The sequence below is a fragment of the Aquitalea magnusonii genome (genome assembly GCF_003202035.1).
Taxonomy (GTDB): domain Bacteria; phylum Pseudomonadota; class Gammaproteobacteria; order Burkholderiales; family Chromobacteriaceae; genus Aquitalea; species Aquitalea magnusonii.
Genome location: NZ_QJKC01000004.1, coordinates 239,823 through 264,492 on the forward strand (window position 1 = coordinate 239,823; position 24,670 = coordinate 264,492).

Genomic DNA, 24,670 nt, shown 5'->3' on the forward strand with positions numbered 1-24,670 from the left:
TGAAACATGCAGTGACACACCTCGGAGGGCGGCCAGTCAAGCCGCCCTCTTTCACATTCTAGTCCTGCTGCTGCCTGATGCGCTCAATCACCACCCGTGCCAGATGCTGGGTCGTCACCCCGGGCGACATCACGTCAGGCGTGGCAATGCCATCCAGCAATGTGGCCCGTACTGCCTGCTCGATACGCAGCGCCAGTTCCGGCCGCTGCCACCAGACCCGCAGCAACATGGCCACACTGAGAATGGCCGCCAGCGGATTGGCAATGCCCTGGCCGGCGATGTCCGGGGCCGAACCATGCACGGGCTCGGCAATCGCCGCCGCCACACCCAGATTCAATGAAGGCGCCAGACCCAGCCCGCCACCGAATGCCGCCGCCAGATCCGACAGAATATCGCCATACAGATTGGGTGCCAGCAGCATGTCGAAGCTTTCCGGCGCCTGTGCCAGACGCAAGGCAGCGGTATCCACCAGCATTTCGTCCACCGCGATTTCCGGAAAGTCCCGTGCCACTTCGCGTGCACAGTCGCGGAACAGGCCATCGGTGCGTGGCAGGATATTGGCCTTGTGAATGATGGTGATGCGCTGGCGGCCAGCATTGCGCGCCAGTTCGAATGCGCTACGCGCCACCCGCAGGGATGCCTTGCGGGTAATGCGCTTGATGGCCACCGCCACTTCACCATCAGACTGCTCATCCCCCACATAGAGGTCTTCGGTATTTTCACGCACGATGATCAGATCAATGCCGTTACGGCTGCTGGCCAGCGGCAAACTGAGCGTGGGGCGGATATTGGCATGGCAACCCAGTTCGCGGCGCAATTGCACAATGGGCGAGCGATAGCCCTCCACCAGTTGCATGGGCGAGCTGACGGCACCAAAAAACACTGCCCCGCATTCACGGGCAGCGGCCAGGGTGCGCTCAGGCAGCGCCTTGCCATTGCGGCAGAACTCTTCCCAGCCCGCATCGGCAAATACCAGCTGCAAGCCAGGCAGCACGGCTTGCAGCACCCCGACCGCCACCGGCACCACTTCATGACCGATCCCGTCTCCGGGAATCACACACAGCTTCATTGCACGCTCCGCTTTTTGTCTGCAGAACAGCAGATTGTACTCGCCAGAACTGCAAGCGCCCAAAAATAATGACAAAAGAATGGCGACGGGATTTGGCTTGGTACACTGTCGGACAACAGCAACCAGGCCAATACCTTTATGCACTAGCGCAGCGTGCAATACAATTTGCTGATCTAAATCAATCAGTGATTAAGAACAATCAGGAATAAACACAGCGGAAAGAAATCGTTAGGGCTAGCCCATGCTTTAAGGTAACATCCTGTTCCAGTTGACTTTCCCCGCCAGGCCGCATGCCTTGTACGCCACAGGCAGTGACCAGGCCTGGCAGCGCGGCGATTTGATCATTATGTACAATGACATAGTGAGAACGGCTAGCAATGTTTAGTCAAGCGGACCCGAAAAGGGTAAAATCGCGGCAACCACTCATTCCTTGATTTCTTTTGGATAGCGAGCAGCAATTTATATGTCCTCCCCCAATCTGACCGCTGAAAAGGTCTTGTCGGTTCACCACTGGAACGACACCCTGTTCACCTTCACCTGCACCCGCGATGCCGGTCTGCGCTTCATCAACGGCCAATTTGTCATGATCGGCCTGGAAGTGAACGGCAAGCCGCTGATGCGCGCCTACTCCATTGTCAGCTCCAATTACGAAGAGCATCTGGAGTTTTACAGCATCAAGGTACAAGACGGCCCGCTGACCTCGCGCCTGCAACACCTGCAGGTTGGTGATACCGTGATGATCAGCAAGAAGCCCACCGGCACTCTGGTGCAAGACAACCTGCTGCCGGGCAAAAACCTGTATCTGCTGTCTACCGGTACTGGCCTGGCACCGTTCATGTCCATCATCAAGGACCCGGAAGTTTACGAGCGCTACGACAAGGTCATTCTGACCCACGGCGTACGCTGGGTCAGCGAACTGGGCTATCACGACTACATCACCAATGAACTGCCGGAAAACGAGTTCTTCGGCGATATCGTCAAAGAAAAGCTGATCTACTATCCGACCGTGACCCGCGAACCCTTCCGCAACCAGGGCCGCCTGACCGATCTGATCACCAGTGGCAAGATGTGCGCCGATATCGGCCTGCCGCAACTGAATCCGGAAAACGACCGCGTGCTGATCTGCGGTAGCCCGTCCATGCTGCACGACCTGTGCGAAATCCTGAATGGCCTCGGCTTCAAGGAATCCCCGCGCATGGGCGAGCCGGGCGACTACGCCATCGAACGCGCCTTCGTGGAAAAGTGATCTGATTTTTCACTGACCACAGACAAAACGCCATCCAGCAGGATGGCGTTTTTATTTGCCTGTATTCCAACGATGTCGGCTACAGACGGAAACAACAGATGCAAAAAGGGAGGCCGAAGCCTCCCTTTACTTATTGCGAGCCAGACGCTGACGTCTGATTAGTTTGCTGCGGAAGCCGGAGCGGCTTTCTTGGCAGCGTGCTTTTTAGCGTGGTGTTTTTTGGCAGCGTGCTTCTTGGCCGGAGCGGAAGCGTCAGCAGCCTGGGCTTTCTGAGCGGAAGCTTCTACTTTCTTGGCAGCGTGCTTTTTAGCGTGGTGCTTTTTGGCAGCGTGCTTCTTGGCCGGAGCGGAAGCGTCAGCAGCTTGGGCTTTCTGAGCGGAAGCTTCTACTTTCTTGGCAGCGTGCTTTTTAGCGTGGTGCTTTTTGGCAGCCTTTTTAGCCGGAGCGGAAGCGTCAGCAGCCTGGGCTTTCTGAGCGGAAGCTTCTACTTTCTTGGCAGCGTGCTTTTTAGCGTGGTGCTTTTTGGCAGCCTTTTTAGCCGGAGCGGAAGCGTCAGCAGCCTGGGCTTTCTGAGCGGAAGCTTCTACTTTCTTGGCAGCGTGCTTTTTAGCGTGGTGCTTTTTGGCAGCCTTTTTAGCCGGAGCGGAAGCATCAGCAGCCTGGGCTTTCTGAGCGGAAGCGTCTACTTTCTTGGCAGCGTGCTTTTTGGCGTGGTGCTTTTTGGCAGCCTTTTTAGCCGGAGCGGAAGCGTCAGCAGCCTGGGCTTTCTGAGCGGAAGCGTCTACTTTCTTGGCAGCATGCTTTTTAGCATGATGCTTTTTCATAGCCTTTTTAGCCGGTGCGGAAGCGTCAGCAGCCTGGGCTTTCTGAGCGGAAGCATCTACCTTCTTGGCAGCATGCTTTTTGGCGTGGTGCTTTTTCACAGCCTTTTTAGCCGGGACGGAAGCGTCAGCAGCCTGGGCTTTCTGAGCAGAAGCTTCTACTTTCTTTTCGCCCTTCTTGGCGTGGTGAATCTTGGCAGCTTTGGCTTTCGGTGCGGAAGCAGCCGGAGCAGAAGCGTTGGTGGCGGCGAAACCAGCAGCGGAGCTCAGACCGAAGGCGGCAGACAAAACGAGCAGGGTCAGTTTTTTCATGTTGCGTTCTCCAATATCAAGTGGGGAGTGTTCTTTCCGAGACACCGCAGCGGTGTTTCCATGAGTCGTATCCTAGCCCTGCCCGTCAAGCCCGTCTGTGAGTGCTATGTAAGCCCGTGTAACGCTAAGTACAAAACTAGCGGTGGGTGACGGTCACAACCTGATAAACCCCGCCAAACAAGGTTTCCTTGTGCCAGCTGAACCGTTCGGCATGGCTGGCATACGCTGAAATTTCATTACGCCACAGTGCTTCGGCAAAGGGTTCCAGCTTGCGGTTGACCCACTTGAGCAACCATCCTATCGGTTGCCATGCTGCCGGCCGATGATAGTCGACAAACACCGCCCTGCCCCCTTGCGGGACTTGTGCCAGCATATTGTCGACAATGCGCTGCTTCAAATCATCCGGTACTTCATGCAACAGGAAGAAGCTGCACACCAGGTCTGGCTGTTGTTCCAGGCGGAATGTGGCCGCATCGGCGCGCACCACGCGGGCCTGCGGATAGTCACGCAGCTTGCGCACAGCATGTTCGACCTGGACCGGGGTGATGTCGGTCAGTACAAACTCGCCCTGACTGCCCACCCTGGCGGCGGCCTTTTGCACCAGATCGCCATAGACATGGGCTACCTGCCACACCAGCATGCCGGGCTGGATCTGCTGCAGATAGCGGCGCATCAGCCGCTGGTCATTCATAAACAACAGCGTGCTGACCACCAGATTGCGGTCCAGCAGCGCGGCGCGGCGCGGGTTGACGTAGGCCCAGTCGTAGACTTCGGTCATATAGTCCGGCACCCCTTCGTAATAGGGGTTGCACGGCAGCGGTGGGTGGTTGCGGCTCATGGTGGCACCTTGGCATTAGCTATTCATCAATAAATTTTAGCAAATGCTAATATGCAAATTATTGAGCTAGGCCAAGCTTTATCCCGATCCGGCAAGCTGCTGTTTACCAATGCAAAACGGCCCTGCCGGGCCGTTGTACGCATGGAATGCGGCCTAGTCTGCCAGGGTCAGCACCACCGGGGTGTGATCGGACGGGCGTTCCCACTTGCGCGGGGTCTTGTCGATGACACATGCGCTGGCGCGCGCCTGCAGCGCCGGCGTAATCAGGATGTGGTCGATGCGCACGCCCTTGTTGCGGCGGAACATCATGGCGCGGTAATCCCACCAGCTGTATTGCTTGTCCTCCTGATTGAACAGGCGGAAGCTGTCGGCCAGCCCCAGGCCAATCAAGGCTTGAAATGCCGCACGCTCCGGCGTGCTGCACAGCACCTGTTCGTGCCAGCTCTCCGGGTCGTACACATCGCGGTCTTCCGGCGCGATATTGTAGTCGCCCAGCAAGGCCAGCTGCGGGTGGCGGGTGAGCTCGTCGGCCACATAGGCATGCAGCTTGCCCAGCCATTCCAGCTTGTATGGATACTTCGGCGAATCAACGGCTTCGCCGTTGACGAAGTAGCCACAGATCACGCGCACACCGTTTACCGTGGCGGCAATCACCCGGCGTTGCGGGTCGTCATAGCCGGGAATACCTTGCACCACATCGTCCAGCTGCAGGGGCTGCCGTACCAGGATGGCCACGCCGTTATAGGTTTTCTGGCCAAACCAGGCAGCGCGATATCCGGCGGCCTCGATCTCGGCCAGCGGGAACACGTCCTGATCCATCTTCAGTTCCTGCAGACAGAGCACGTCCACCGGGCTATCTGCCAGCCACTGCAATACCTGTGGCAGACGGACCTTGAGTGAGTTGACGTTCCAGGTGGCTAATTGCATATCTTCAGTTCTCGTTTACGGATGAAAGCAGCTGCCTGCAGGCAGCCACTACACATTACAGACAAGGTATCAGCCCGGCTGGCGGCACGGGGCAAACATGTCCAGCTGCTTGTTGTAGACGCTGGTATGCACCCCCAGCAAGCCCAGCAGCGAGTGGAACAGATTGTCATGCGAATAAGGCTCAGCCTTGCGCCCTTCCAGGCAGCGCTGGTTCAGCCCGACTTCCTGCTGGAAACTGTCGGAGAACCACATCATCGCCCCGATGTGCTTTTGCGCTTCCGGCGCAAACAGATAGGGCGTGCCATGCAGGTACATGCCGTTTTCGCCCAGCGATTCACCATGGTCGGACATATACAGCATGCCGGTGTTATAGCGCTGCTGGTTGGCTCGCAGGAAGTCGATGATGCCGGACAGTACGGTATCGGTATACAGGATGGTGTTGTCGAAACCGTTGACGATCTGCTCGCGCGGGCAGCGTGACAGCTCGCTGGTCTGGCATACCGGCTTGAACTGCTCCTGCGCTGGCGGATAACGCTTGTAATAGGCCGGGCCGTGGCTGCCCATCTGGTGCAGCACCAGCACCACGTCGCGGTCGGACTGGTCGATCAGCTGCTGGGCATTTTTCAGCAGGATTTCGTCCCAGCATTCGCCCGTGGTACACAGCTTGTCATCCTTGCTGTTGCTAACGTCTTCCAGCGTCACGCGGTTGCACACATCCTTGCAGCCTGACTGGTTGTCACGCCAGATCACCTTGTAGCCGGCGCGCTGCAGTACATCCAGCACGTTTTGCTGGCGTGCGGCCTTGTCTCCATCGTAATTGGCGCGGCCGATATCGGAGAACATGCAGGGCACCGAGACGGCGGTTTCCGTGCCGCAGGAATGCACATTGGGCAGGTTGATCAAGCCGCTCTGTGCCGCCAGCTTGGGATTGGTATTGCGCGGGTAGCCATTGAGGGAAAAATGATCGGCACGCGCGGTTTCGCCCACCACCAGTACAAACACGGTCTTGCGCTTGTGCTGCTGCCAGCTGGCATCGCGTTTGGCATCCTCTCCCAGCGGGCTGACCACGATGGGACCGCTATTGTAGTGGTCCTGGATATAGCCATTGGTGGCCTGGATATAGTTGAAAGGCGTCAGGTAATGCCGCAGCTGGCGGTTGTTGCGGAACAGCGAGGCAAAGTCCTGGTAAGCGGCAAAGGCGATGCCCAGCAACACCGCGGCGGAAATCAGGAGGGTCAGCAGGCGTGCGCCACTCTCGCGCAGCGGCGAGCGCCATTGGATCTGGCGCCGGCACAGCCACCAGGCGGGCAGTATGCCCAGCACCACGACAAACAGCGCCATCTTGCCGGTCAGCAGATCGCGCACTTCCTTGTTATCGGTCTGGACTGCGTTTTGCACCATGTGTACATCAATCATCACCCCGTACTGGTTCATGAAATAGGTGATGAAAGAGGTAATCAGCAGCAACAGCGCCATCAAGGGCTTGCCGATATACGGCCAGTTGAACAGCGACAGCACCAGATTGTAAAACGCTGTCACCAGCAGGAAGGATTCCAGCAGCAGCTTGATGCCGTGGCCATCCAGCGGGCCGACGATGCGCAACATTTCGCGCCAGAATGGCAGGTTGTAAAACAATACCAGCGCGAGCGACACCAGCAGGGTGAGTCGCTCGGGTCGAATGGAGCGGTTGGAAACCATCTTGCCCTCGTCAACAAGGGGCCGCCGCACTTCTGTGCGGTACAAGCGGCCCGGCAATGGAACAGACCGGCCATGGCGGCGGTCTGCCTTGATTATCAGGTGGCCAAGACCAACCGGCTAAGCGGGCTGGCATGGCGGAAAATCGACGCCATCTTACCCGATTAGTCGCGGGGCAATATGGCATTTCTGTAGCAATTGTTTTAACGGATATGCAGCGCCGGACAGCCGCTGGCTTGAACAAATAAACAACAGTAAATTTGATCAAATTTGCCGAAGCAGGCGATTGCTGGCTAGAATGGACCTATGTTCATCACCGGTAGAAGCAAATTGTCCAGACAAAGCAAACCCCTGCAGTCCCAGCAACATCCCCTCTGCCCGACCAAAAACCCCAATCGTTCCACGCTGCGCCCCTTTAGCGATGCCTTTACCCTGCGCACGCCCGGCTTTGCCCAGCATCATCGTCCGCATCGTCCCGACAAGGCAGACAACGAACCTTCCAGCTGATTTTAGTGAAATGGCGATTCCGCCCTGCGCCCGGTCATGTACCGCTTAGCGCCAGGCTGTTTCACCGAGGCGTCATCTCACTGAAAGCACGATCCGACACCGCCGCATGGCGGTGTTTTCATGTCTGCCGTGGAACAGCAGGCAAAAAAATACCCCCAAGGGGGATTGGGGGTAGGGGAAAAGACACAATATCGATGTCCGTTGAGGGGCAGAGATAAGCGTCTGGCTCGCTTGCTGCTCTTGGAGATAACCCGTTGAGCAAAGATTAGAGCCAGAGCAAATCAGGGGAGTTCCCTCCCCTCCTGTAAATATTTGTTGTGACTCAGGCCGCCTGTTCCACCATGCCGGAGTGACGCAACAGTGCGTCGATCTGCGGGTCGCGGCCGCGGAAGGCACGGAAGGATTCCAGCGCCGAACGGCTGCCACCAACGGCCAGCACCTCATCCCAGAAGCGTTTGCCGGTGGCGGCATTGGCACCGCCAGCCTCTTCGAAAGCGGCATAGGCATCGGCCGACAGCACTTCCGCCCATTTGTAGCTGTAATAGCCCGCCGCATAACCACCAGCAAAAATGTGGCTGAAGCTGTTGGGGAAGCGGTTGTAGGACGGCGGGAAGTTAACCGCCACTTCCTGGCGCACCTCGTCCAGCAAGGCCAGCCAATCGCCGGTGCTGGCATCAAAATCGGTATACAGCAGCATGTCGAATAGCGAAAACTCCAGCTGGCGCACCGTCATCATGCCGCTCTGGAAGTTCTTGGCGGCCAGCATCTTGTCAAACAAGTCACGCGGCAGGGTTGCGCCGGTTTCGGCATGGGCGGTCATGCCTTGCAGCACATCCCACTCCCAGCAGAAGTTTTCCATGAACTGGCTGGGCAGCTCTACCGCATCCCATTCCACGCCATTGATGCCGGACACGCCCAGCTCATCCACCTGGGTCAGCATGTGGTGCAGGCCGTGGCCGAATTCGTGGAACAGGGTGATGACTTCATCGTGGGTGAACAGCGCCGGCTTGTCGCCCACCGGACGGGTGAAATTGCAGGTGAGATAAGCCACCGGGGTTTGCATGGTGTCGCCCTTCTTGCGACGGCCACGGGCGTCATCCATCCAGGCACCGGGGCGCTTGCCCTCGCGCGAGTACAGATCAAAGTAGAAGCTACCCACCAGCTGGTCATCCTTGAGGATGTCGTAGAAACGGACATCGTCATGCCATACCGGCGCGCTGCTCTCGCGCACCTGCACCCCATACAGGGTGTTGACCACGCCGAACAGGCCGGGCAGCACCTTGCTCTCCGGGAAGTACTGCTTCACTTCCTGTTCGGAGAAGGCATAGCGCGCCACGCGCAGTTTTTCTGCGGCATAGGCAATGTCCCAGGCTTGCAGGTCGGAGAGGCCCAGCTCCTTGCTGGCAAAGGCTTCCAGCTCGGCACGGTCTTTTGCTGCAAACGGTTTGGCACGGGCGGCCAGGTCGCGCAGGAAGGCAATGACTTGCGCCGGGCTTTCCGCCATCTTGGTAAACAAGGACAGCTCGGCATAATTGGCAAAGCCCAGCAGCTGGGCCTCTTCGCGCGTCAGTTGCAGCTTTTCGCGGATGATTTCGGTGTTGTCGTGCTCGGGCAGGCCGAACTCCGACGCACGTTTCACATAGGCGTCGTACAGCTTCTGGCGCAGTGCGCGGTTATGGGCGTACTGCATCACCGGGAAGTAAAACGGGAACTGCAGCGTGATCTTGTAACCGGTTTTTTCATCGGCCTGGGCAGCCGCGGCAAACAGGGCCAGCGCGTCTTCCGGTACGCCGTCCAGCTCGCTGGCGTCTTCCAGATACAGGCTGAAGGCGTCGGTGGCATCCATCACGTTCTGTTCGAAGCGGGCGGACAACTCGGCCAGACGGCTCTGGATGGCGGCATAGCGCTGGCGCTGCGCCTCGGGCAATTCGGCACCGGACAGGCGGAAATCGCGCAGATCGTTCTGGATGATCTTCTGGCGGGCGGCATTGTAGCCGGCATAGGCCGGGCTGGCCTCGATGGCCTTGAACTGGCCGAGCAAGGCCAGGTTTTGGCCCAGCTCGGTCCAGAATTCGGAAATGGGCGCGATGTTGGCGTTGTAGGCATCGCGCAGTTCCGGGGTATTCACCACCGCATTCAGATGCCCCACCACGCCCCAGGCACGCGACAGGCGCTCGGTGGCATCAGTCAGCGGATCAACAAAGTTCTCCCAGCTTGGGCTATCCACATGCGCGGTCAGTTGCGCCACGGTGTGACGGGCCTCGCTCAGCAATTGCGCGATGGCCGGGCTGATGTGTTCGGGACGAATCTCGGCAAAGCGTGGCAGACCGGTAAAGTCGAGGAGCGGGTTCTGGCTCATTGTTCACTTCCTGTGGGCAATTGGCAGTGGCTGGCACAGCACTGCGCCGGTATCGAAATCAGGCGGCCAGCCGGCGAACCGGCGGCGACCATTGCTATATGATAGGGAATCCTGAACCTGTTAGATGAGGACGTTCTGATGAATCGCAATATCCGCCCCTATGATGGCACGACCCCGCAGATTGCCGACTCCTGCTATATCGACCCTGCCGCTGTGGTGATTGGCGACGTGACGCTGGCAGATGATGCCTCGGTGTGGCCGTTTGCCGTCATCCGTGGCGACGTCAACGCCATTCATATTGGCGAGGGCAGCAATATCCAGGACTTTGCCATGCTGCACGTCACCCACAAGCGCGACAGCGACCCGGTGGGCGCGCCATTGCATATTGGCAAGCACGTCACCATCGGCCATCACGTCACCCTGCACGGCTGTACCATTGGCGATGAAGTGCTGGTGGGCATCGGCAGTATCATTCTGGACCGCGCCGTAATCGAAGACCGCGTGCTGATTGGCGCTGGCAGCCTGGTGCCACCGGGCAAGCGGCTGGAGTCCGGTTATCTCTACCTGGGCAACCCGGTGAAACAGGCGCGCAAGCTGACCGAGCAGGAACTGGCCTACTTCAAGTACTCGGCCGAGCACTACATCCGCGTCGCCAACAAGCACAAACCCAATCTGCAATAAACCCTCACCGGAGACTTGCCATGCTGCTGCAACTACGCAATGCCAACGAGAGCGATGTCGCGGCCATTGCCGCGCTGATGTTGCCGGAAAGCAGCAGCCAGGGCGGTACGCTGCACGGCGATTTTCCGGTGGAAAAGATCAGTCACTGGTTGGCACAAGCCACGGCAGACCAGATGCCGATACTGCTGGCGGAAGACGAGGCCGGCCTGCTGGGCGTGCTGTTTACCAGCAGCAGCCGGCATCAGGATAGTCCGGTGGCAATACAGATGGCACAGCTGCATCACGGCACCGGGCCATTCTATTTCTATGGCCCGGTTTGCCTGGCAGCACGCGCACGCGGCCAGGGCTTGCTGGCCGCCATGTGGCAGCAGCTGCAGCGGCAACTGCCCGGCCAGCAGGCCGTATTGTTCATCCATGCCGATAACCAGGCCTCGCTCAAGGCGCATGCCAGGCTGGGCATGGTGGTGGAGGCGCAGTTCGAACTCAATGGCCAGCCCTGCGTGTTACTGAGCAGCCGCTAAGTACCATGGCCTGCCAGCTGGGCGGGCCTTTCCCTTCCTCATCTACTGCCCATCCGCCTATCTGACCTGGCAACCTCATCCGGACTGCGGGGGAATGGATTTTTGCCAGCTGGCAGTGATGGCTTGGCATGTCAGTCATCACGCCCGTCCTGCCTGGCATGGGCTCACAATCATTGCGCGCCATTAGCAATGGCAGGCCACTCGACACCCGCCATTCTTTAGACATGAGCAGTCGGCAAAACTGGCTGAGTGGGCATTGCTGATCAAAATCTAGCGCAGTGTAATGCCTGATCAATCTTCCCTGCGATTGGTCTGCATGGCATGCAAGCATCCGAAAATCGACTGCAGCAAGAAGCGTTACCCGCCAAGCCCAACTGGCCACGCTATGTGATGTTGATACTTGCCTGCACCCTGCTTTCTACGCTGATCAGCACCTACACCACGGCAGTCAGCACCGCCACGGCGGCTCCTCTGACCGGCTTCTGGCTCAAGGCTGCCGCGCCCGGTTTCATTCTTTCCAGCTTCTGGACGCTGTTGCGCTACAGCGGCTGGCTGCTGGCAGGCTGGGTTATTGATCACCGCAATGCCTTGCATCTCGCCGCCTATCACCAGGAAGAACAGCGCCGCAAAGCGCGGCTGTATATCCGGCAGATCGCCTTGCTTGGCCCGGCCTGCATGCACGCGGCAGATCGCCAGATTCTGCTCCAGGGACTACGCGCAACACCTGTCCCGTTCAGCAAGGTGTTACCAGTACCGCAGTTTGAATCCGCGGCACCGCCCTATCTGGCTGAACCTGAATCCACCGCCGCCGCAGACGACACGCAGGATGACGACGAGGCCACGTGGCTTCCTTATCCGGATACAGATGATGAGATGGGGGATGAGGAAACCAGCGACGCAAACGACGCTGCGACCGCGCACGCTGTCACACCACTTGCTGAAATGCCACCCATGCCGGACGACAGCCAACAAAGCCTTCCTGCCACCCATTACCTCCCTGCCAAGCTGGCCACGCTGATGGCCGAGTGGCCTCAACCCGCCTTGAACGCCTCACTTGCCGTCTCCTGGAGTGGTAGCGAAGACACGTGGTTACGCTTTCGCCAGCATGCCAGCGAGCTGGGCATCTTTCTGACTCCCCGCCCGCATCGCTTGCACAGCCCCGAGGATATCGATGCCGTGATGGATGCGCTGCACACCCAACCGGATGCCAGTTACCACCTGCTGGCAGGCATCGTCACGCCTGCAGCCAGCTTCGGTGCAAGCCATGGCCCACCCGCCGCCGAAGCTGCCTTTGCCATGCTGGCAAGCAATACCGGCGAAGGTGCCAGCCTGTCCCGGCCAGTGCTGTTCAGCGCGCCAGAACATCTGGCATTGGCGCAAGGCAATGCCGCACTGGCCGATCCGCCCGCATCCTTTTTCAGCCTGAACCATGACGGCCTGGCAGAGCTGTCTGCGGCAGGCTGGCAAATCGACGCCGTGGAACATGAACCTTACTGGGGCAATCCCGGAGCCTTGGGCTGCTGGATCATGACGGCGATGGCACTGGAAGCCGCGACGCTGCGACAACAGCCCATGGGCTGGCACAGCCGGCAGGGAATTCAGCACTGGGCCGGTGTTGCACTGCCACCCGCATCAACCACAACAGGAGCCACCGCATGAGATTTGTCATCCGCCAAGGCTGCCGCATCACCGGACGCGGCGAAGTAGTGGAAGGCATGGTCGATGGACCGACATTGCTTGGCATTCCGGTGTCCTTCATCGGAGCCAAAGTGCGCTGTGACGTCTGCAACCGTATCGGCGTCATCGCCATGGCCGGGCCACGCGGCACGCTGGGGCAAAACAATATCAAGGGCAAAACCCTGGCACTGAGCGGTGACCTGGTGCTGTGCCGCTGCCCTGTTCATCCCCGCCTCATCCACGACTGCCAGGAATGGCAGGTCGCCACCTGACCCACCAGAGGCCACCCCATGCGCAACGCTTACCAGCTGAACTTCCCCGCCCGTTTCCGCCTCGCCCCGTCCGTGCATTCCTTTCAGATTGAAGAAGCGCTGGATACGCCTTACCAACTCAGCGTGGCGGTGACATTGCCCGACCGCGACCTGGCCCTCGCCCCGCTGATCGGCCTGCCGGTCACCTTCAGCATCACCCCGCAATCCACCGTACCGCCGCTGGCCATTCCCGGCCTCCCGCCACTGCTCAGCGAGGTGGCAGGCCAACGCAGCTGGCACGGCGTGGTGCGCCATGGAGAACGTGGCCGCAGCACGGCGGAGGAAACGCTGTACACCTTCACCATCGGCCCGCGCCTGGCCCCGCTGCAGGACAGTTGCACTACCCGACTGTTCCAGAACATGACGGTGGCGCAGGTCATCGAAGCGCTGTTGCGCAAACATGGGCTGGCTGGCAGCGATTTCCACTTCACCCTGACCGGCGCACAAGCCAGCTACGAACACCTCACCCAGTTCCGCGAAAGCGATCTGGCCTTTCTCAGCCGCCTGGCCGCGCAGGCCGGCATCTTCTACCAGTTCACCCAGTCCAGTGACGGCAAGGATGTCATCCAGTTTGGCAACAATCTGGAGCATTACCGCCGCGGCCAGCTGCTCAATATCCCGCTGCGCGAGCAGGCCGGACTGGAAAGTGTTGGCACCGAGGCAGTGACCGCCTTTCGCATCCGGCACAGCCCGATGCTGCACACGACACGGCGGCGCAACTTCAACGACATGGCCGCCAGCCAGCTACCCGATGGCAGCGCCGGTTTTACTGGCGAAGTGCCTGCCGCCCATGGCGAGGACTATGACTGGGGCGATGGCAATCGTGATGACGAGGAGTCCGTCCGGCTGGCACAGATCCGCCACGAACTTTCCGTCAGCCGGCAATGCTGCGCCAGGGGCGACAGCAATGTCAGCCTGCTACGCCCCGGCGAAGTGCTGAAGCTGACCCACCCCTTTGCCGACGCCCCGCACGGCTGGCTGATTACCGCCGTGACCCACGCCGGCAGCCGCGATAGCGCCTACCACAACAGCTTCCACGCCATACCGGCGGATCGCGTCTGGCGCCCCGCCCTTCCCCCCAAACCGCGTATACACGGCACCCTGCCCGCCAGGGTGGTGAGCCCCGGCAATAACAGCTATCACTACCCCTTCCTCGACGAGCATGGCCGCTACCGCGTGCGCTATCTGTTCGACCTGGACAGCTGGAGCCCCGGCGGTGACTCGCGCGCGGTGCGACTGGCCAAACCGTTTGCCGGACGGCAATTCGGCTTTCATATGCCCATCCACGCCGGCACCATCGTCCACCTCGCCTTCAGCGATGGCGATCCGGACCAGCCCTATATTGCCGCCATCACCCACGACAGCGAGCGGCCCGACCCCATCACCAGCCAGTGGCACAGCCGCAACGTCATCCGCACCAAGGCCAACAACAAGCTGCGCATGGAGGATTTGCAGGGCAAGGAACATATCAAGCTGGCCAGCGAATACGGCAAAAGCCAGCTGAATATCGGCCACCTGGTGGATGCCGCCCGCGCGCCACGCGGCGAAGGCTTTGAGCTGCGTACCGATCACTGGGGTGCCCTCCGCGCCGGCAAGGGCCTGCTGATCAGCGCCGAAGCCAAAGCCGTGGCCGCCACGCCACAACTGGACATGGCCGCAGCGCTGCACCAGCTGGAACAAGCCAACCGGCTGGCCAAAGCCCTGGCCGATGCGGCCACCACCGCCAGGGCGCTGCCGCCGGATGTGCAGGCCCAGGTCGACCTGTTACAGCAGTCGCTCAAACAACTGGCACAGGCCGGCATCCTGATCAGCGCCCCGGCCGGCATCGGCCTCACCACTCCGCACACCATCCAGCACGCTGCCGGTGCCACTTATGCCGTCACCGCCGGACAGCACATCAGCCACGCCGCCCTGGGCGACATCCGCCACAACGCCAACGGCGCCATCAGCCTGTTTGCCCGCAGCGGCGGCGCGCGTCTCTATGCCAACCAGGGCAGCGTAGACATCCAGGCACAAGGCGGCCCGCTGGCGGTGTCAGCCGCCAAGGCACTGCGGCTGAACAGCAACCAGCACATCACCATCGCCGGGCACGACAGCATAGAACTGGCGGCAGGCGGCCATGGCATCCGCATCAGCGCCAAGGGCATCGAGGTGTTTGGCGATATCAAGCTGCACGGCACCTTGAGTAATGAAGGGAAGGCGGGGCTGGCTAATCCGATTAGCTCATTCCCCAAAACCGAATTAAGCCTTGATCAGAACTACTCGGAATGAAGGGTATTGATTATTCGCCAGCTCATCATTCAATCCGAACAAGGAATAAAAATGTTAATCGGACCACCCGTACTACTAAAACCAGCACAAGCACAAACCACCACCCAGAAAGAAGATAGGGCATGGCTGGAAAGCATGATGCCCAATCGCGACAGGGGCGGATTTCCAGTAGGAAAATCCGGCCAATGGCACCCCGGCCTGCACATTACCGGCTTTGTCGGATCGGGGGACAACAACGCCGTATGGGCCATTGCCGACGGTGCCGTCATGTATTACGCCGAGGATAAAGGAACAGACCTCAGCGAGAACGCCAACTCCAACGGAGTGGTGATCATCAGGCATGAAACCCAGATTGGTAGCGAGGCAGAAGGCTGCATTGTGTATTACTCCTGCTATCAACACCTGCAAATCATCAATGAAGCAATCAAGACAGCCTACGCCAAGGGCAGCCCCGTCTATAGAAAAGACCTGATTGGCCATGTCGGTAACGTGGCAGAAAATAGCGGCATCCATTTTGAAATCTTTTGCAGCGGCGCAAATGTAAAGAAAATCACTGGCCGCAGCAGCGGCAAGCTGAACCTCGCCAAATCCGGCCGGAAAAACATTGTTTACGGCGATACCCACTACTACATCCCGGCAGGCACTCCCTTATATTTCCAGGCGACAGCGCCAGATTACAGCGCATCCACCCTCAAAAATCCAACACCGAGTACGTCAGATTTATACGTCACCATCAAATTTGAAAAGGGTGAAGTCACGATAAGCAGCAAGTTATTAAAAGACAATCAATACATCAGCATCCCACAACGCGCCAAAGACAGCAAATTCTACCAGGCATACGAATACACACTCTATAACCGAGCAGTCAAGATGGGCGAACAGTATAAAAAAATCGCCCCCAGCGCAATTTATGAAATGCTGAAATTTGGCCGCATCATTGATGAGGTCAACACCCAGAAAATTGGCCATGACATTCCACACTGGCATCAGATTGACACACCGCAGGGACTGGCCTGGGTCAATCTCAATGCCGCACCCGCCCAGGGCGCAAAGCCCATTACCGTATTTAGTGATGGCGATTTCCCGGACTGGGCAGACTGGACCCTCATCGATGATGACCCGGTTGATAACGGCCTGTGTGATAGCAAAATCGTTCATTCACTACTGTATCCAGCGGGCAGCGAGAAAAACGCAGCCGCATTGCAACGGGCATTAACTGACCCGGCTGTCAGTAGCAAACTATCAAAAATGATTTGCAAAATCCCCAGCGAATGGGACAAAGCAAAGAAGGCAATGCGCCAACAATGGCGCAAAGTGGCATCCCCACTTAACCCCACACCGCTAGACAATAGCAAATTCCAGAAATTAATCGACGACCTGGACAAAGCCTGCTTCTGGCAGCGATTCGTCGACAACAACAATCAATTCCCCAGTGCTTGTCTACCTGCTGTAGATAATGCCAGCAAGGCGTTTTACCAGGGCGCGATAACGGAAGACGTCTGGTTCTTCAACCCCAGGGAGTTCATCCTGCATTTCAGGAAATGTAATTGGCTGTCGGAGTTTGAGTTTGCGCAATTACTGCCAAGAACACTAAAACGCCTTGTTGATACGCAATTTAAAACAGAATCCAAGAGTTGGGAGGCAGCATTCTCCACGGCCAAAACCTGGACAAAGGCACTATGCCAAGGCTTTAACAAATATGGAATATTACACAGCAAAGGCAGATTAGCCCATTTTATTGCCCAGACCATTCCAGAAACAAGTTATCTGGCATTTTTAGCCGAGCCACATCTTCAAAGCGCAAAATACAAGCCCTATTGGGGACGCGGCATTATTCAACTCACACACAAAGGTTCTTATTCAAAGTATGGTGAATTTCGTGGAATACCATCCGCCAAAAATACACAGCTTGGTGTGTATGCGGAATTAGGCTGGGACCCAGACCTGATGATTGCAAAGCCAGGAGTACCAGGCCCAAAAAATAAAAAACCTCCGTCCATCAACAATGTATTTGGTTGTGTCGATAGCTGTGGCTTTTACTGGATAAGCAATCAATCACCATATGCAGTTACACTGCACCGTCGGTGTGATGCAGGAACCACAATTAAGGATGGCATAGAGGTTAGTAAAGGTGTCAATGGTAGGGTCCTTGATCAATATATCAACGGACTTGAGCTAAGGCTTCAAGCTTTAGAATATTGCAAATGGATTTTACATGACTACACCCCTCCTAAAAACAGTATAAGCATCACCTTTGTCTGGCGCAGAAATAGTAAAATGGAAAAGATAAACCAAGATGAAAAAGAAAAATTCATACCTGCCACACACATTCTCAATCCACCTTACATTCTACAAAGACCTTAATAATTGATCATGCGCACATACAGGCATTTAATTAACCTAAAGGAAAAACACATGACAAAAATAATTACCAGACTAGTCTGCGTAATTATTTTTTCGATTGGCTATGCAACCAATAGTCAGGCAAATAATAAAAGAAACAATATCATATTTTATACAGACTGCTACTCTTCAAATCAAAATGGGAAGATTATATTTCTTGAATTCACATCGCCTGAAGATAAGCATCACGATAGCTACGTTAAATATATTAACCAACCTAAAATATATCTAAAATTTATATCTTACAAATCATTTTCGATACCAGGAGCAAGAGTTGATATAGATTCATACACCTATGCTGAAATTATTAACAAAAAAATTACTGGACACTACATTTACACATGGCAAATGGGGGGGAACATCAAGTCTTGAATATAAATCCAAGAAGAAAAAAGAAATATACACCCTCTTCCCTGACCAAGGAGCATCAGACTCCAATATCCCAGGCATTGCGTGTGATTGGTCTAAATCAAGTCGACTGAGCGAAAATATCAATTAAGCACCAACACAGAACACTTAAAAAAAGCAAGAACACTATTATTCATCACCAAGGATGATCCATGCTAATGAATGGTGCAGGAATGGCGAAAAGCAAAAATTAACAATGGAAATGGGGTTAAAAAAAGAAATACGTCAAAACTACCCACTTGCTCAACCTACCCTACACTTTACAAAGGCCGAGGAATCAAATTAATAGATATCACATTACTTAACAAGTTAAAAGGACGTGCATATGTCAAAAAAACTCACCATCCTCTCATCTACTCTTGTCTTTATCGCAAGCTTTCCAACCAACAGCCAGGGAAGTTCAATATATGAATTAGAAATATCTGTGCCCACTTGCTTTTCAGCACAAGACAAAAATGAATTTATTTTTATTAATTTCAGCTTATTTTATGATGAACAGAACACTGGCGAAGCACAGCATGAAAATGGTCAAAAACGACGTTTGAAATATCTCTATTCAGAAGATATAAAAACAGAAAAATCAACATTTGATGGTCAAATACAAACTTATGCCGAACTAATAAACAACAAAATGACTGGATATTATACTTACGCCGTATACATGAAAGCCCCTCCAAGTACAGACGTTGTGTATTTCTCCAAGAAAAAAAATAAACACTATAAATTATTTCTTGATCGAGGAGCACAAAAAGAAGATGCAACAGGCATAGTCTGCGACTGGTCAAAATCTAGCCTGTTGAAAAAATAATCAAGCACATAAGTATGAAGTATTGGTTTTGATTTGTTCAATTTACTTATCAAGGACTGTCATGCTAATAAAACTCACTAGCCTAATTAGCGCCCTTATTGTCATCACGGCGCATGCATCCGCGCTCCCGGCCACATCCGAAAACAGAATTAATGAAACCAATACCTACTGCTTTTCTGCCATGGGAGATAAAAAGCCTATTTTTATCAGCCTGACCCTGCCGCAAGGCCCACTCAGAAATGGTTATGTAAAATACAATAATGGCGCTTCAATTCCATTGAAATATTCATCTAATTATAATATTGCGTTTTCTGGAGTAACCAAAGATTATGAGAACTTATACCGTGAAATGATTAACAAGAAAAATACTGGTTACTACTCATTTTACCTATATCAAGATGGCATAACAGTTCTGCGTTACTTTTCCAAAAAAACAAAAAAAGAGTATTTTTTCTTCCCTGATTCAGGCGCGGCCAAGGCTAGCCCACCTGCCAGTCTGTGCGACTGGTCCAAATCAGATTTACTGGATGGTGATGAAAGCAAATAACACCCAGCGTTTTCCACCAATAACGACAAAGGCAGGGCGCATAGGCCGACCAGTAGTCGCTCAAACCACATCTTGATTTGCAATAACTCCGCCAGCGCTGACCGTGTGTAAGCGTGAATACCTTTTGAATTGCATTGCCAAACGTGAGAAGCCATCGCCATGACCAGCCTGCCAACCGCCTCCCCCACCCGCCGCGTTTACTGGATACCCCTGATCCTGTTTGCAATTGGAGTGCTGGCACTGTTGCTGGTCTGGTTGTATGGGAAAACGCTGGTTCAGGGACCGACGGATGGTTTCCTGTTGCAAACCAGTCTTTTCTTCTGGGCGGTGTTACTGCCAACCCTGGCGGTGTTTGTCTGGTTGCTGCTGCTGATCCGCGGGCCTGCTGCGTTGATGGCACCGCGCCTGAGCCGTGCCAACACCGGTATGGATGGCACGACGGCCGGTCTGGATGCCGTTCTGCAATACATGCGCCACCAATACCCGGGCAAATGGCGCCGCATCAAGCCATGGGTGGCAATGCTGTTGCCGGAGAAAGCGGTATCCAGCCTGGCGGATGTTGACCAGGCCCCGGCACCGCTCTGGCTGGATAGTCCTGATGCCTTGTTGCTGCGCATTACCCCGGAGCAGCCAGCCAAGCTGCTCTCCCGCTTGCGTGGCCGTTGGCGGGTGCCGCTGGATGCCGTCATGCTGGTGGGGCAAGCATTGCCCACCGCCGGGAGCGTGCAGCTACGGCAGCTGCTGGATTTGAATGCGCGTTGCCAGTGGCGGCTGCCGGTTTGTTTTGCCCTGACTGGCTGGACGGTGCCGCCGCAAGGGATTTCCTGTGTACTGACCCAGCCCGGCGATACCGCACAAACGCGGGCCGATTTGCACCAGCTGGTCTGGCACAGCGCCATTGCCGGCCAGGCAGCCTTGCTGGCGGATAAAGGTCCGGCCACGCTGGCCTTTTCCGCGGCGCTGGAACAGCCCGGTGTAATTGACGACTTGGCGGAGTCGCTGGCGCAGATCAGCCGCCACCTGCCAGACGGGCAGCACATCATTCGCCTGGCCTGGATTGCGGGTAGTGATTTACCGGATATCGCGGGCCATGTGGTGGAGGACTGTGTGCAGTGTCCACCGCGCCGCCATCGCCTTACCCTGACCGACCGCATCGGCTGGCTGGTCTTGGCGCTATCCCTGCTGCTGATCCTGGGGGTGGCGGTGTCGGCCGTGCGCAATCACACGCTGCTGATGGATGCCCAGGCCCGTATCGCACAGCTGAATGCCGCCCGCAATATCCAGCAAGCCTTGCCGGCGCTGCTCAACACCCAACGGTTATTGCAGCAGCTGTCGCAGCAGGCAAGGGCGGGGATTCCGCTGCTGTCGCGCTTTGGCTTGAACCTGAATGCCAAGGTGCAAGAACCGCTGTTTGCCGCTTATGGCAAGGCGGCCAGGCAGTGGGTGATTGCGCCTGCCCAGCAGAATATGCAGCGCGTTTTGCTTGAGCTGAACAAGCTGCCGCTGTCGGGTGGTGGTGAGGCGATTTCGCTGGCCAGCAAGGTGGGATTCGACAGCCTGAAAGCCTATTTGATGCTGGATACGCCCTCCCGTACCCAGGCGGCCTTCCTGTCCGATCAGCTAGGCCAGCGCAGTGGATTCAGCGATCAGCCGCGCGTGGACATCATGCGCTTTTATGCGCAGCATCTGGCAGCACACCCGGAATGGAAGCTGGCGGCCCTCCCTGCCGTGGTCTCGGCAGCCCGGCAGACCTTGCTTGGCCTGAATGGAGTGGAACATGGTGACGAGACGATTTACCAGTCCATCCTGCAACAGGCTGCCGACAAATATCCGCCCCGTACCGCCAGCAGCCTGTTGCCGGGCGTGGACAGCCGTGGCTTGTTCCTGCTGCCGGGCACCCTGCCCGGTGCCTATACCCGCGAAGCATGGGAAGGCTATGTCCGTGCGGCCATCGACAGTGCCGACCCCAAACAAGGCGGCGAGGCGCTGTGGGTGATGGGGGCTGAAGCGGCGCGCAGTGAAGGCAGCCTGCTCAAGACCCGTTTGCAGCAACGGTATTTCAATGACTACGCCGCCGCCTGGCAACGCTGGCTGAACGGCATGCGCTGGCAATCGGCCAACAGCCTGTCCAGCACGGTAGAGCAGTTGAACACCTATGCCGACCCGCAACGCTCGCCGCTGCTGGCCTTGATCAGCATGATCCAGTACCAGGGGCAGGCTGGCGCGGCGGAAAAATCCCTGGCCAGTGACTTGCTGGACAAAACCCGCGCACTGGTGGGCAAGTCCCGCGACAAGGCGGCCATGGCACAGAGCAAGCCCACCGACCCGCTGGCCCGCGCCTTTGGCCCCTTGTTGCGACTGGCCGCTCCGGATGATGTACAAACCGGCAACACCGTCAGCCTGGCGCGTTATCTGGAATCCGTCACCTCGGTGCGGCTGAAACTGCAACAACTGGCGGCCTCGCCCAATCCCGATGCGGCGGCACGGCAGTTGGCACAGGCGCTGTTCAAAGGCGAGCAGAATGCGCTGGCCCATGGCCAGGAGTACGCGGCCATGCAGGCTGCCAGCATGGGGGCAGAATGGGCCGGCTTTGCGCAGCAGCTGTTTGTCAGCCCGCTGGATAGTGCCAACCAGGTGGTGATGCTGCCTGCGGCCTTCGACATCAATGATGTGTGGCGCCGTAGCATCTACCTGCCCTGGGGGAGTCAACTGGCCGGGCGCTATCCTTTCAATGCGACGGATAACGACAGCTCCATCCCAGTGCTGACCGGCTTTCTGGCCCCGGAACAAGGGGCGATTGCCCGCTTTCTGGGTAGTACGCTGGCCGGGGCGCTGGTGCAGGAGGGCGACCAGTGGCTGCCCAGCCCCACCTTGCAGAATGCCGCCCCTTTCGATGCCGACTTCCTCAATGCGGTGAATGCACTGAGCCGCCTCTCCAGCCTGCTGTATGCCGAAGGCGATGCCGGCTATCAGTTTGAGCTGCGCCCGGTTGCCATGCCGGGGCTGGCCGAAACCACGCTGATGATTGATGGCCAGGCGTTGCAGTACTTCAACCAGCAAGAAGCCTGGGTCCCCATGCAGTGGCCGCAAACCGGGCAGCACACCGGCACCCACTTGCAGTGGCTGTCGCTGGCGACAGGCATGCGGCAAACGCTGCAGTTCAGTGGCCGCTGGGCCTTTATCCGCCTCTTGGAAAAAGCCAGGGTAGTCCAACTGGACAAAGCACGCTTTCAACTGGACTTTGCCCTGCCGGACGGTTTGACCGCACGCTACATCCTGCGTACCAGCGCCGGTGAAGGACCGCTGGCCTTGCTCAAGCTGTTGCAATTCAAGCTGCCGGCACGGGTATTTGCCATCACGGGCCCGACTGCAACCAAGCCGAACATGAGCGCCACGGGCTGATTCCGCTTCCGCGACCTGAGCGTTGAACAAGCGGCGTGGCAGCCCCCACCGCGGTGTGCTGGCCGCCCTGCCAGCCAGGGATGGCAAGCGCCTTGGCATGGCTGCCACGGCGGCCGTATTGCGCGGCATTCAGCCGGATTAGCAAGACCTGCTTGTAAATGATGTAGCCATTCCCCAGATAATTATAAGCATTTGGCATTAAGTCATGTCATGGAACTGACATTTTCAGGGTCTACACTGCGCAGCATCATCCGTCCTGAAGCAGCATGACATGTCCCTGATCAAGCGTTTATGGCTGACCATTCTGTTTACCGTGGCCAGCCTGCTTATCGTGCTGGCCGTCACCAGCCAGCAGTTGTTCTCGCTTACCCAGCATGTGGACGACTACAGCCAGCATCAGCAGCTGTCGGCCAACCTCTACCAGTTCAAGGCCGGGGTGCTGAGCCTGGCGCGGGCCGACCCCCTGCAGCCGGACACGGCCAAGCATCTGCAGCAGATCAAGCAGCAAGTTGCACGGCTGAGCGTGAATATCGCCGCCAGCCTGCCCGAAGCGCAAGCCAAGACCTTCAAGGAGCAGACCGGCCAGCTATGGCAGGAATACACCCGTAACCTGGAAAGCGCACTCACCATTGCCCAGAGTGCGCCGCAGGATGCGCTGTCGATTCCGGAGCAGGCCTATCAGCAAAGCCTGGTGCCGCTGGTGGCCCTGCTCGACAAACAACTGGAACAGGCCAGCCGCAACCAGAGCAGCGAAGAAGCCGCCATGCACGGCATGCTGAGCCGGCTGGCCGTATTCATCCTGGGGCCGCTGGCGCTGGCCAGCCTGGCCGTGGTGCTGATCCAGCTGGCACTGGCGCGCCGCCTGAAATTGCAGATGGCGGCCATGGGACGGGCTGTCGATGCCCTGAGCGAAGGCAATCTGGCCTCGCGCCTGCCGGAAAACGGCAAGGACGAGCTGGCGCAGATGTCGGCGCGCATCAACCGTTTTCTCGAGCGCCTGAGCGAGCTGCTGACCAATGTGCACCAGCACGCCAGCCGCAACCAGCGTGACAGCCAGCAGCTGCAATTGCTGACCAGCCAGGCGGCGGATGCCAGCCGCCTGCAAACCGGCAAGGCCAATCTGAGCAATCAGGCCGCCGAGCAGATTGCCAGCCAGGCCGACAGCGTGGCGCAATTCATCGAACAGGCCGAGGCCGGCTCGCGCCAGGCGCTGCAACGCACCGAACAGGCACGCCAGCTGGGCAATGCCAATGCCGCCGCCATGCAGCATCTGGCCGCCCGCATCGGCATTGCCATGCAGGAAATGCAGCAACTGAACCAGTCCATTGGCGACATCGCCCAGATCAGCACGCTGATTCGCGATGTGGCCGACCAGACCAATCTGCTGGCGCTGAATGCCGCCATCGAGGCCGCCCGTGCCGGCGAGCAGGGCCGCGGCTTTGCCGTGGTGGCCGACGAAGTGCGCAAGCTGTCCGAGCGCACGGCCAGCGCCACCTCGCGCATTTTCGACAGCCTGGCCAAGGTGGAAACCGTCAAGCAGTCGCTGGGCGATGCCATCGATACCGCAGGCAAGGCCAGCCACGACAACCAGCATGCCCAGCAATCGCTGGATGCAGCGCTGAGCAGTGTGGATGAAACCCTGGCGCAGCTGGACGAGCTGATGGGCAATATCAGCCATTCGCGCCAGCAACAGAGCGAGGCCGGCAACAGCATCCGCCAGCACGGTTTCGAGCTGGCGCACCTGGCCAGTACCATCGACGAACAGATGCGCGATGCCAGCCCGGTGATGCGCCAGCTGGCAGAATCGGCCAGCGTGCTGAACCAGGCGCTCAGCTGGTTCCGCCTGCAAGCAAGCTAGGGCCTGCGC

At 57.4% G+C, this 24,670-nt stretch carries 19 protein-coding genes; 13 read left to right on the top strand and 6 right to left on the bottom strand.

Annotation, left to right across the window (positions count from 1 at the left end):
- Positions 1-58: 58 nt before the first annotated feature.
- Positions 59-1,069 (bottom strand): isocitrate/isopropylmalate dehydrogenase family protein, encoded by a 1,011-nt coding sequence (locus tag DFR38_RS06260; protein WP_059286482.1) that lies wholly within the window; start codon positions 1,067-1,069, stop codon positions 59-61.
- A gap of 463 nt (positions 1,070-1,532) precedes the next feature.
- On the opposite strand from DFR38_RS06260, the gene DFR38_RS06265 reads away from it, so the two are divergent.
- Complete coding sequence (locus tag DFR38_RS06265; protein ID WP_059286481.1) at positions 1,533-2,315, top strand: ferredoxin--NADP reductase; 783 nt, start codon at positions 1,533-1,535, stop codon at positions 2,313-2,315.
- A gap of 158 nt (positions 2,316-2,473) precedes the next feature.
- Here the strand turns inward: DFR38_RS06265 and DFR38_RS06270 are convergent, their stop codons facing one another.
- From DFR38_RS06270 to DFR38_RS06285, 4 genes are all read right to left on the bottom strand, one after another.
- Positions 2,474-3,448: a hypothetical protein gene (locus DFR38_RS06270; RefSeq protein WP_110313151.1), complete on the bottom strand. Its 975-nt coding sequence runs from the start codon at positions 3,446-3,448 to the stop codon at positions 2,474-2,476.
- A gap of 136 nt (positions 3,449-3,584) precedes the next feature.
- A complete protein-coding gene (rquA, locus tag DFR38_RS06275; protein WP_059286952.1) occupies positions 3,585-4,286 on the bottom strand; it encodes a rhodoquinone biosynthesis methyltransferase RquA in 702 nt (233 codons plus the stop codon).
- A 153-nt stretch (positions 4,287-4,439) separates the two neighbouring features.
- Positions 4,440-5,213: an exodeoxyribonuclease III gene (gene xth / locus DFR38_RS06280; RefSeq protein WP_059286953.1), complete on the bottom strand. Its 774-nt coding sequence runs from the start codon at positions 5,211-5,213 to the stop codon at positions 4,440-4,442.
- Between the two features lie 69 nt (positions 5,214-5,282).
- Positions 5,283-6,911, bottom strand: a complete 1,629-nt coding sequence (locus DFR38_RS06285; protein WP_059286954.1) for a phosphoethanolamine transferase — start codon at positions 6,909-6,911, stop codon at positions 5,283-5,285.
- A 303-nt stretch (positions 6,912-7,214) separates the two neighbouring features.
- Here DFR38_RS06285 and DFR38_RS21205 point away from each other — a divergent pair, with 303 nt between their 5' ends.
- Positions 7,215-7,415 carry a hypothetical protein gene (locus DFR38_RS21205; RefSeq protein ID WP_059286955.1) on the top strand — a complete coding sequence of 67 codons (201 nt, stop codon included), beginning with the start codon at positions 7,215-7,217 and terminating at the stop codon, positions 7,413-7,415.
- 322 nt (positions 7,416-7,737) lie between these two features.
- Here the strand turns inward: DFR38_RS21205 and DFR38_RS06295 are convergent, their stop codons facing one another.
- Positions 7,738-9,774 (bottom strand): M3 family metallopeptidase, encoded by a 2,037-nt coding sequence (locus tag DFR38_RS06295; protein WP_059286956.1) that lies wholly within the window; start codon positions 9,772-9,774, stop codon positions 7,738-7,740.
- Positions 9,775-9,912: 138 nt separating this feature from the next.
- Here DFR38_RS06295 and DFR38_RS06300 point away from each other — a divergent pair, with 138 nt between their 5' ends.
- From DFR38_RS06300 to DFR38_RS06335, 11 genes are all read left to right on the top strand, one after another.
- Entirely contained in the window at positions 9,913-10,455 is a 543-nt protein-coding gene (locus DFR38_RS06300; protein ID WP_059286957.1) for a gamma carbonic anhydrase family protein, read from the top strand.
- A gap of 20 nt (positions 10,456-10,475) precedes the next feature.
- Positions 10,476-10,976 (top strand): GNAT family N-acetyltransferase, encoded by a 501-nt coding sequence (locus DFR38_RS06305; RefSeq protein WP_059286958.1) that lies wholly within the window; start codon positions 10,476-10,478, stop codon positions 10,974-10,976.
- A gap of 321 nt (positions 10,977-11,297) precedes the next feature.
- Positions 11,298-12,635, top strand: a complete 1,338-nt coding sequence (locus DFR38_RS06310) for a hypothetical protein (RefSeq protein ID WP_059286959.1) — start codon at positions 11,298-11,300, stop codon at positions 12,633-12,635.
- Positions 12,632-12,925: a PAAR domain-containing protein gene (locus DFR38_RS06315; protein WP_059286960.1), complete on the top strand. Its 294-nt coding sequence runs from the start codon at positions 12,632-12,634 to the stop codon at positions 12,923-12,925. The genes DFR38_RS06310 and DFR38_RS06315 overlap by 4 nt, the downstream gene beginning before the upstream one ends.
- Positions 12,926-12,943: 18 nt before the next feature.
- Positions 12,944-15,235, top strand: coding sequence for a type VI secretion system Vgr family protein (locus DFR38_RS06320; RefSeq protein WP_110313152.1), 2,292 nt, complete (start codon positions 12,944-12,946; stop codon positions 15,233-15,235).
- A gap of 6 nt (positions 15,236-15,241) precedes the next feature.
- The gene (locus tag DFR38_RS06325) at positions 15,242-17,599 is read left to right on the top strand and encodes a M23 family metallopeptidase (protein ID WP_059287412.1); all 2,358 of its coding nucleotides are present in this window, start codon (positions 15,242-15,244) and stop codon (positions 17,597-17,599) included.
- A gap of 51 nt (positions 17,600-17,650) precedes the next feature.
- On the top strand, positions 17,651-18,010 hold the full coding sequence (locus tag DFR38_RS20905; protein ID WP_146215927.1) for a hypothetical protein: 360 nt from the start codon (positions 17,651-17,653) through the stop codon (positions 18,008-18,010).
- A 361-nt stretch (positions 18,011-18,371) separates the two neighbouring features.
- Positions 18,372-18,854, top strand: coding sequence for a hypothetical protein (locus tag DFR38_RS20910; protein ID WP_146215928.1), 483 nt, complete (start codon positions 18,372-18,374; stop codon positions 18,852-18,854).
- A gap of 61 nt (positions 18,855-18,915) precedes the next feature.
- Positions 18,916-19,401: a hypothetical protein gene (locus tag DFR38_RS20915; protein WP_146215929.1), complete on the top strand. Its 486-nt coding sequence runs from the start codon at positions 18,916-18,918 to the stop codon at positions 19,399-19,401.
- Positions 19,402-19,560: 159 nt separating this feature from the next.
- Positions 19,561-22,803 (top strand): ImcF-related family protein, encoded by a 3,243-nt coding sequence (locus DFR38_RS06330; RefSeq protein ID WP_059287304.1) that lies wholly within the window; start codon positions 19,561-19,563, stop codon positions 22,801-22,803.
- A 271-nt stretch (positions 22,804-23,074) separates the two neighbouring features.
- Positions 23,075-24,661, top strand: a complete 1,587-nt coding sequence (locus DFR38_RS06335) for a methyl-accepting chemotaxis protein (RefSeq protein WP_110313153.1) — start codon at positions 23,075-23,077, stop codon at positions 24,659-24,661.
- Positions 24,662-24,670: the final 9 nt, after the last annotated feature.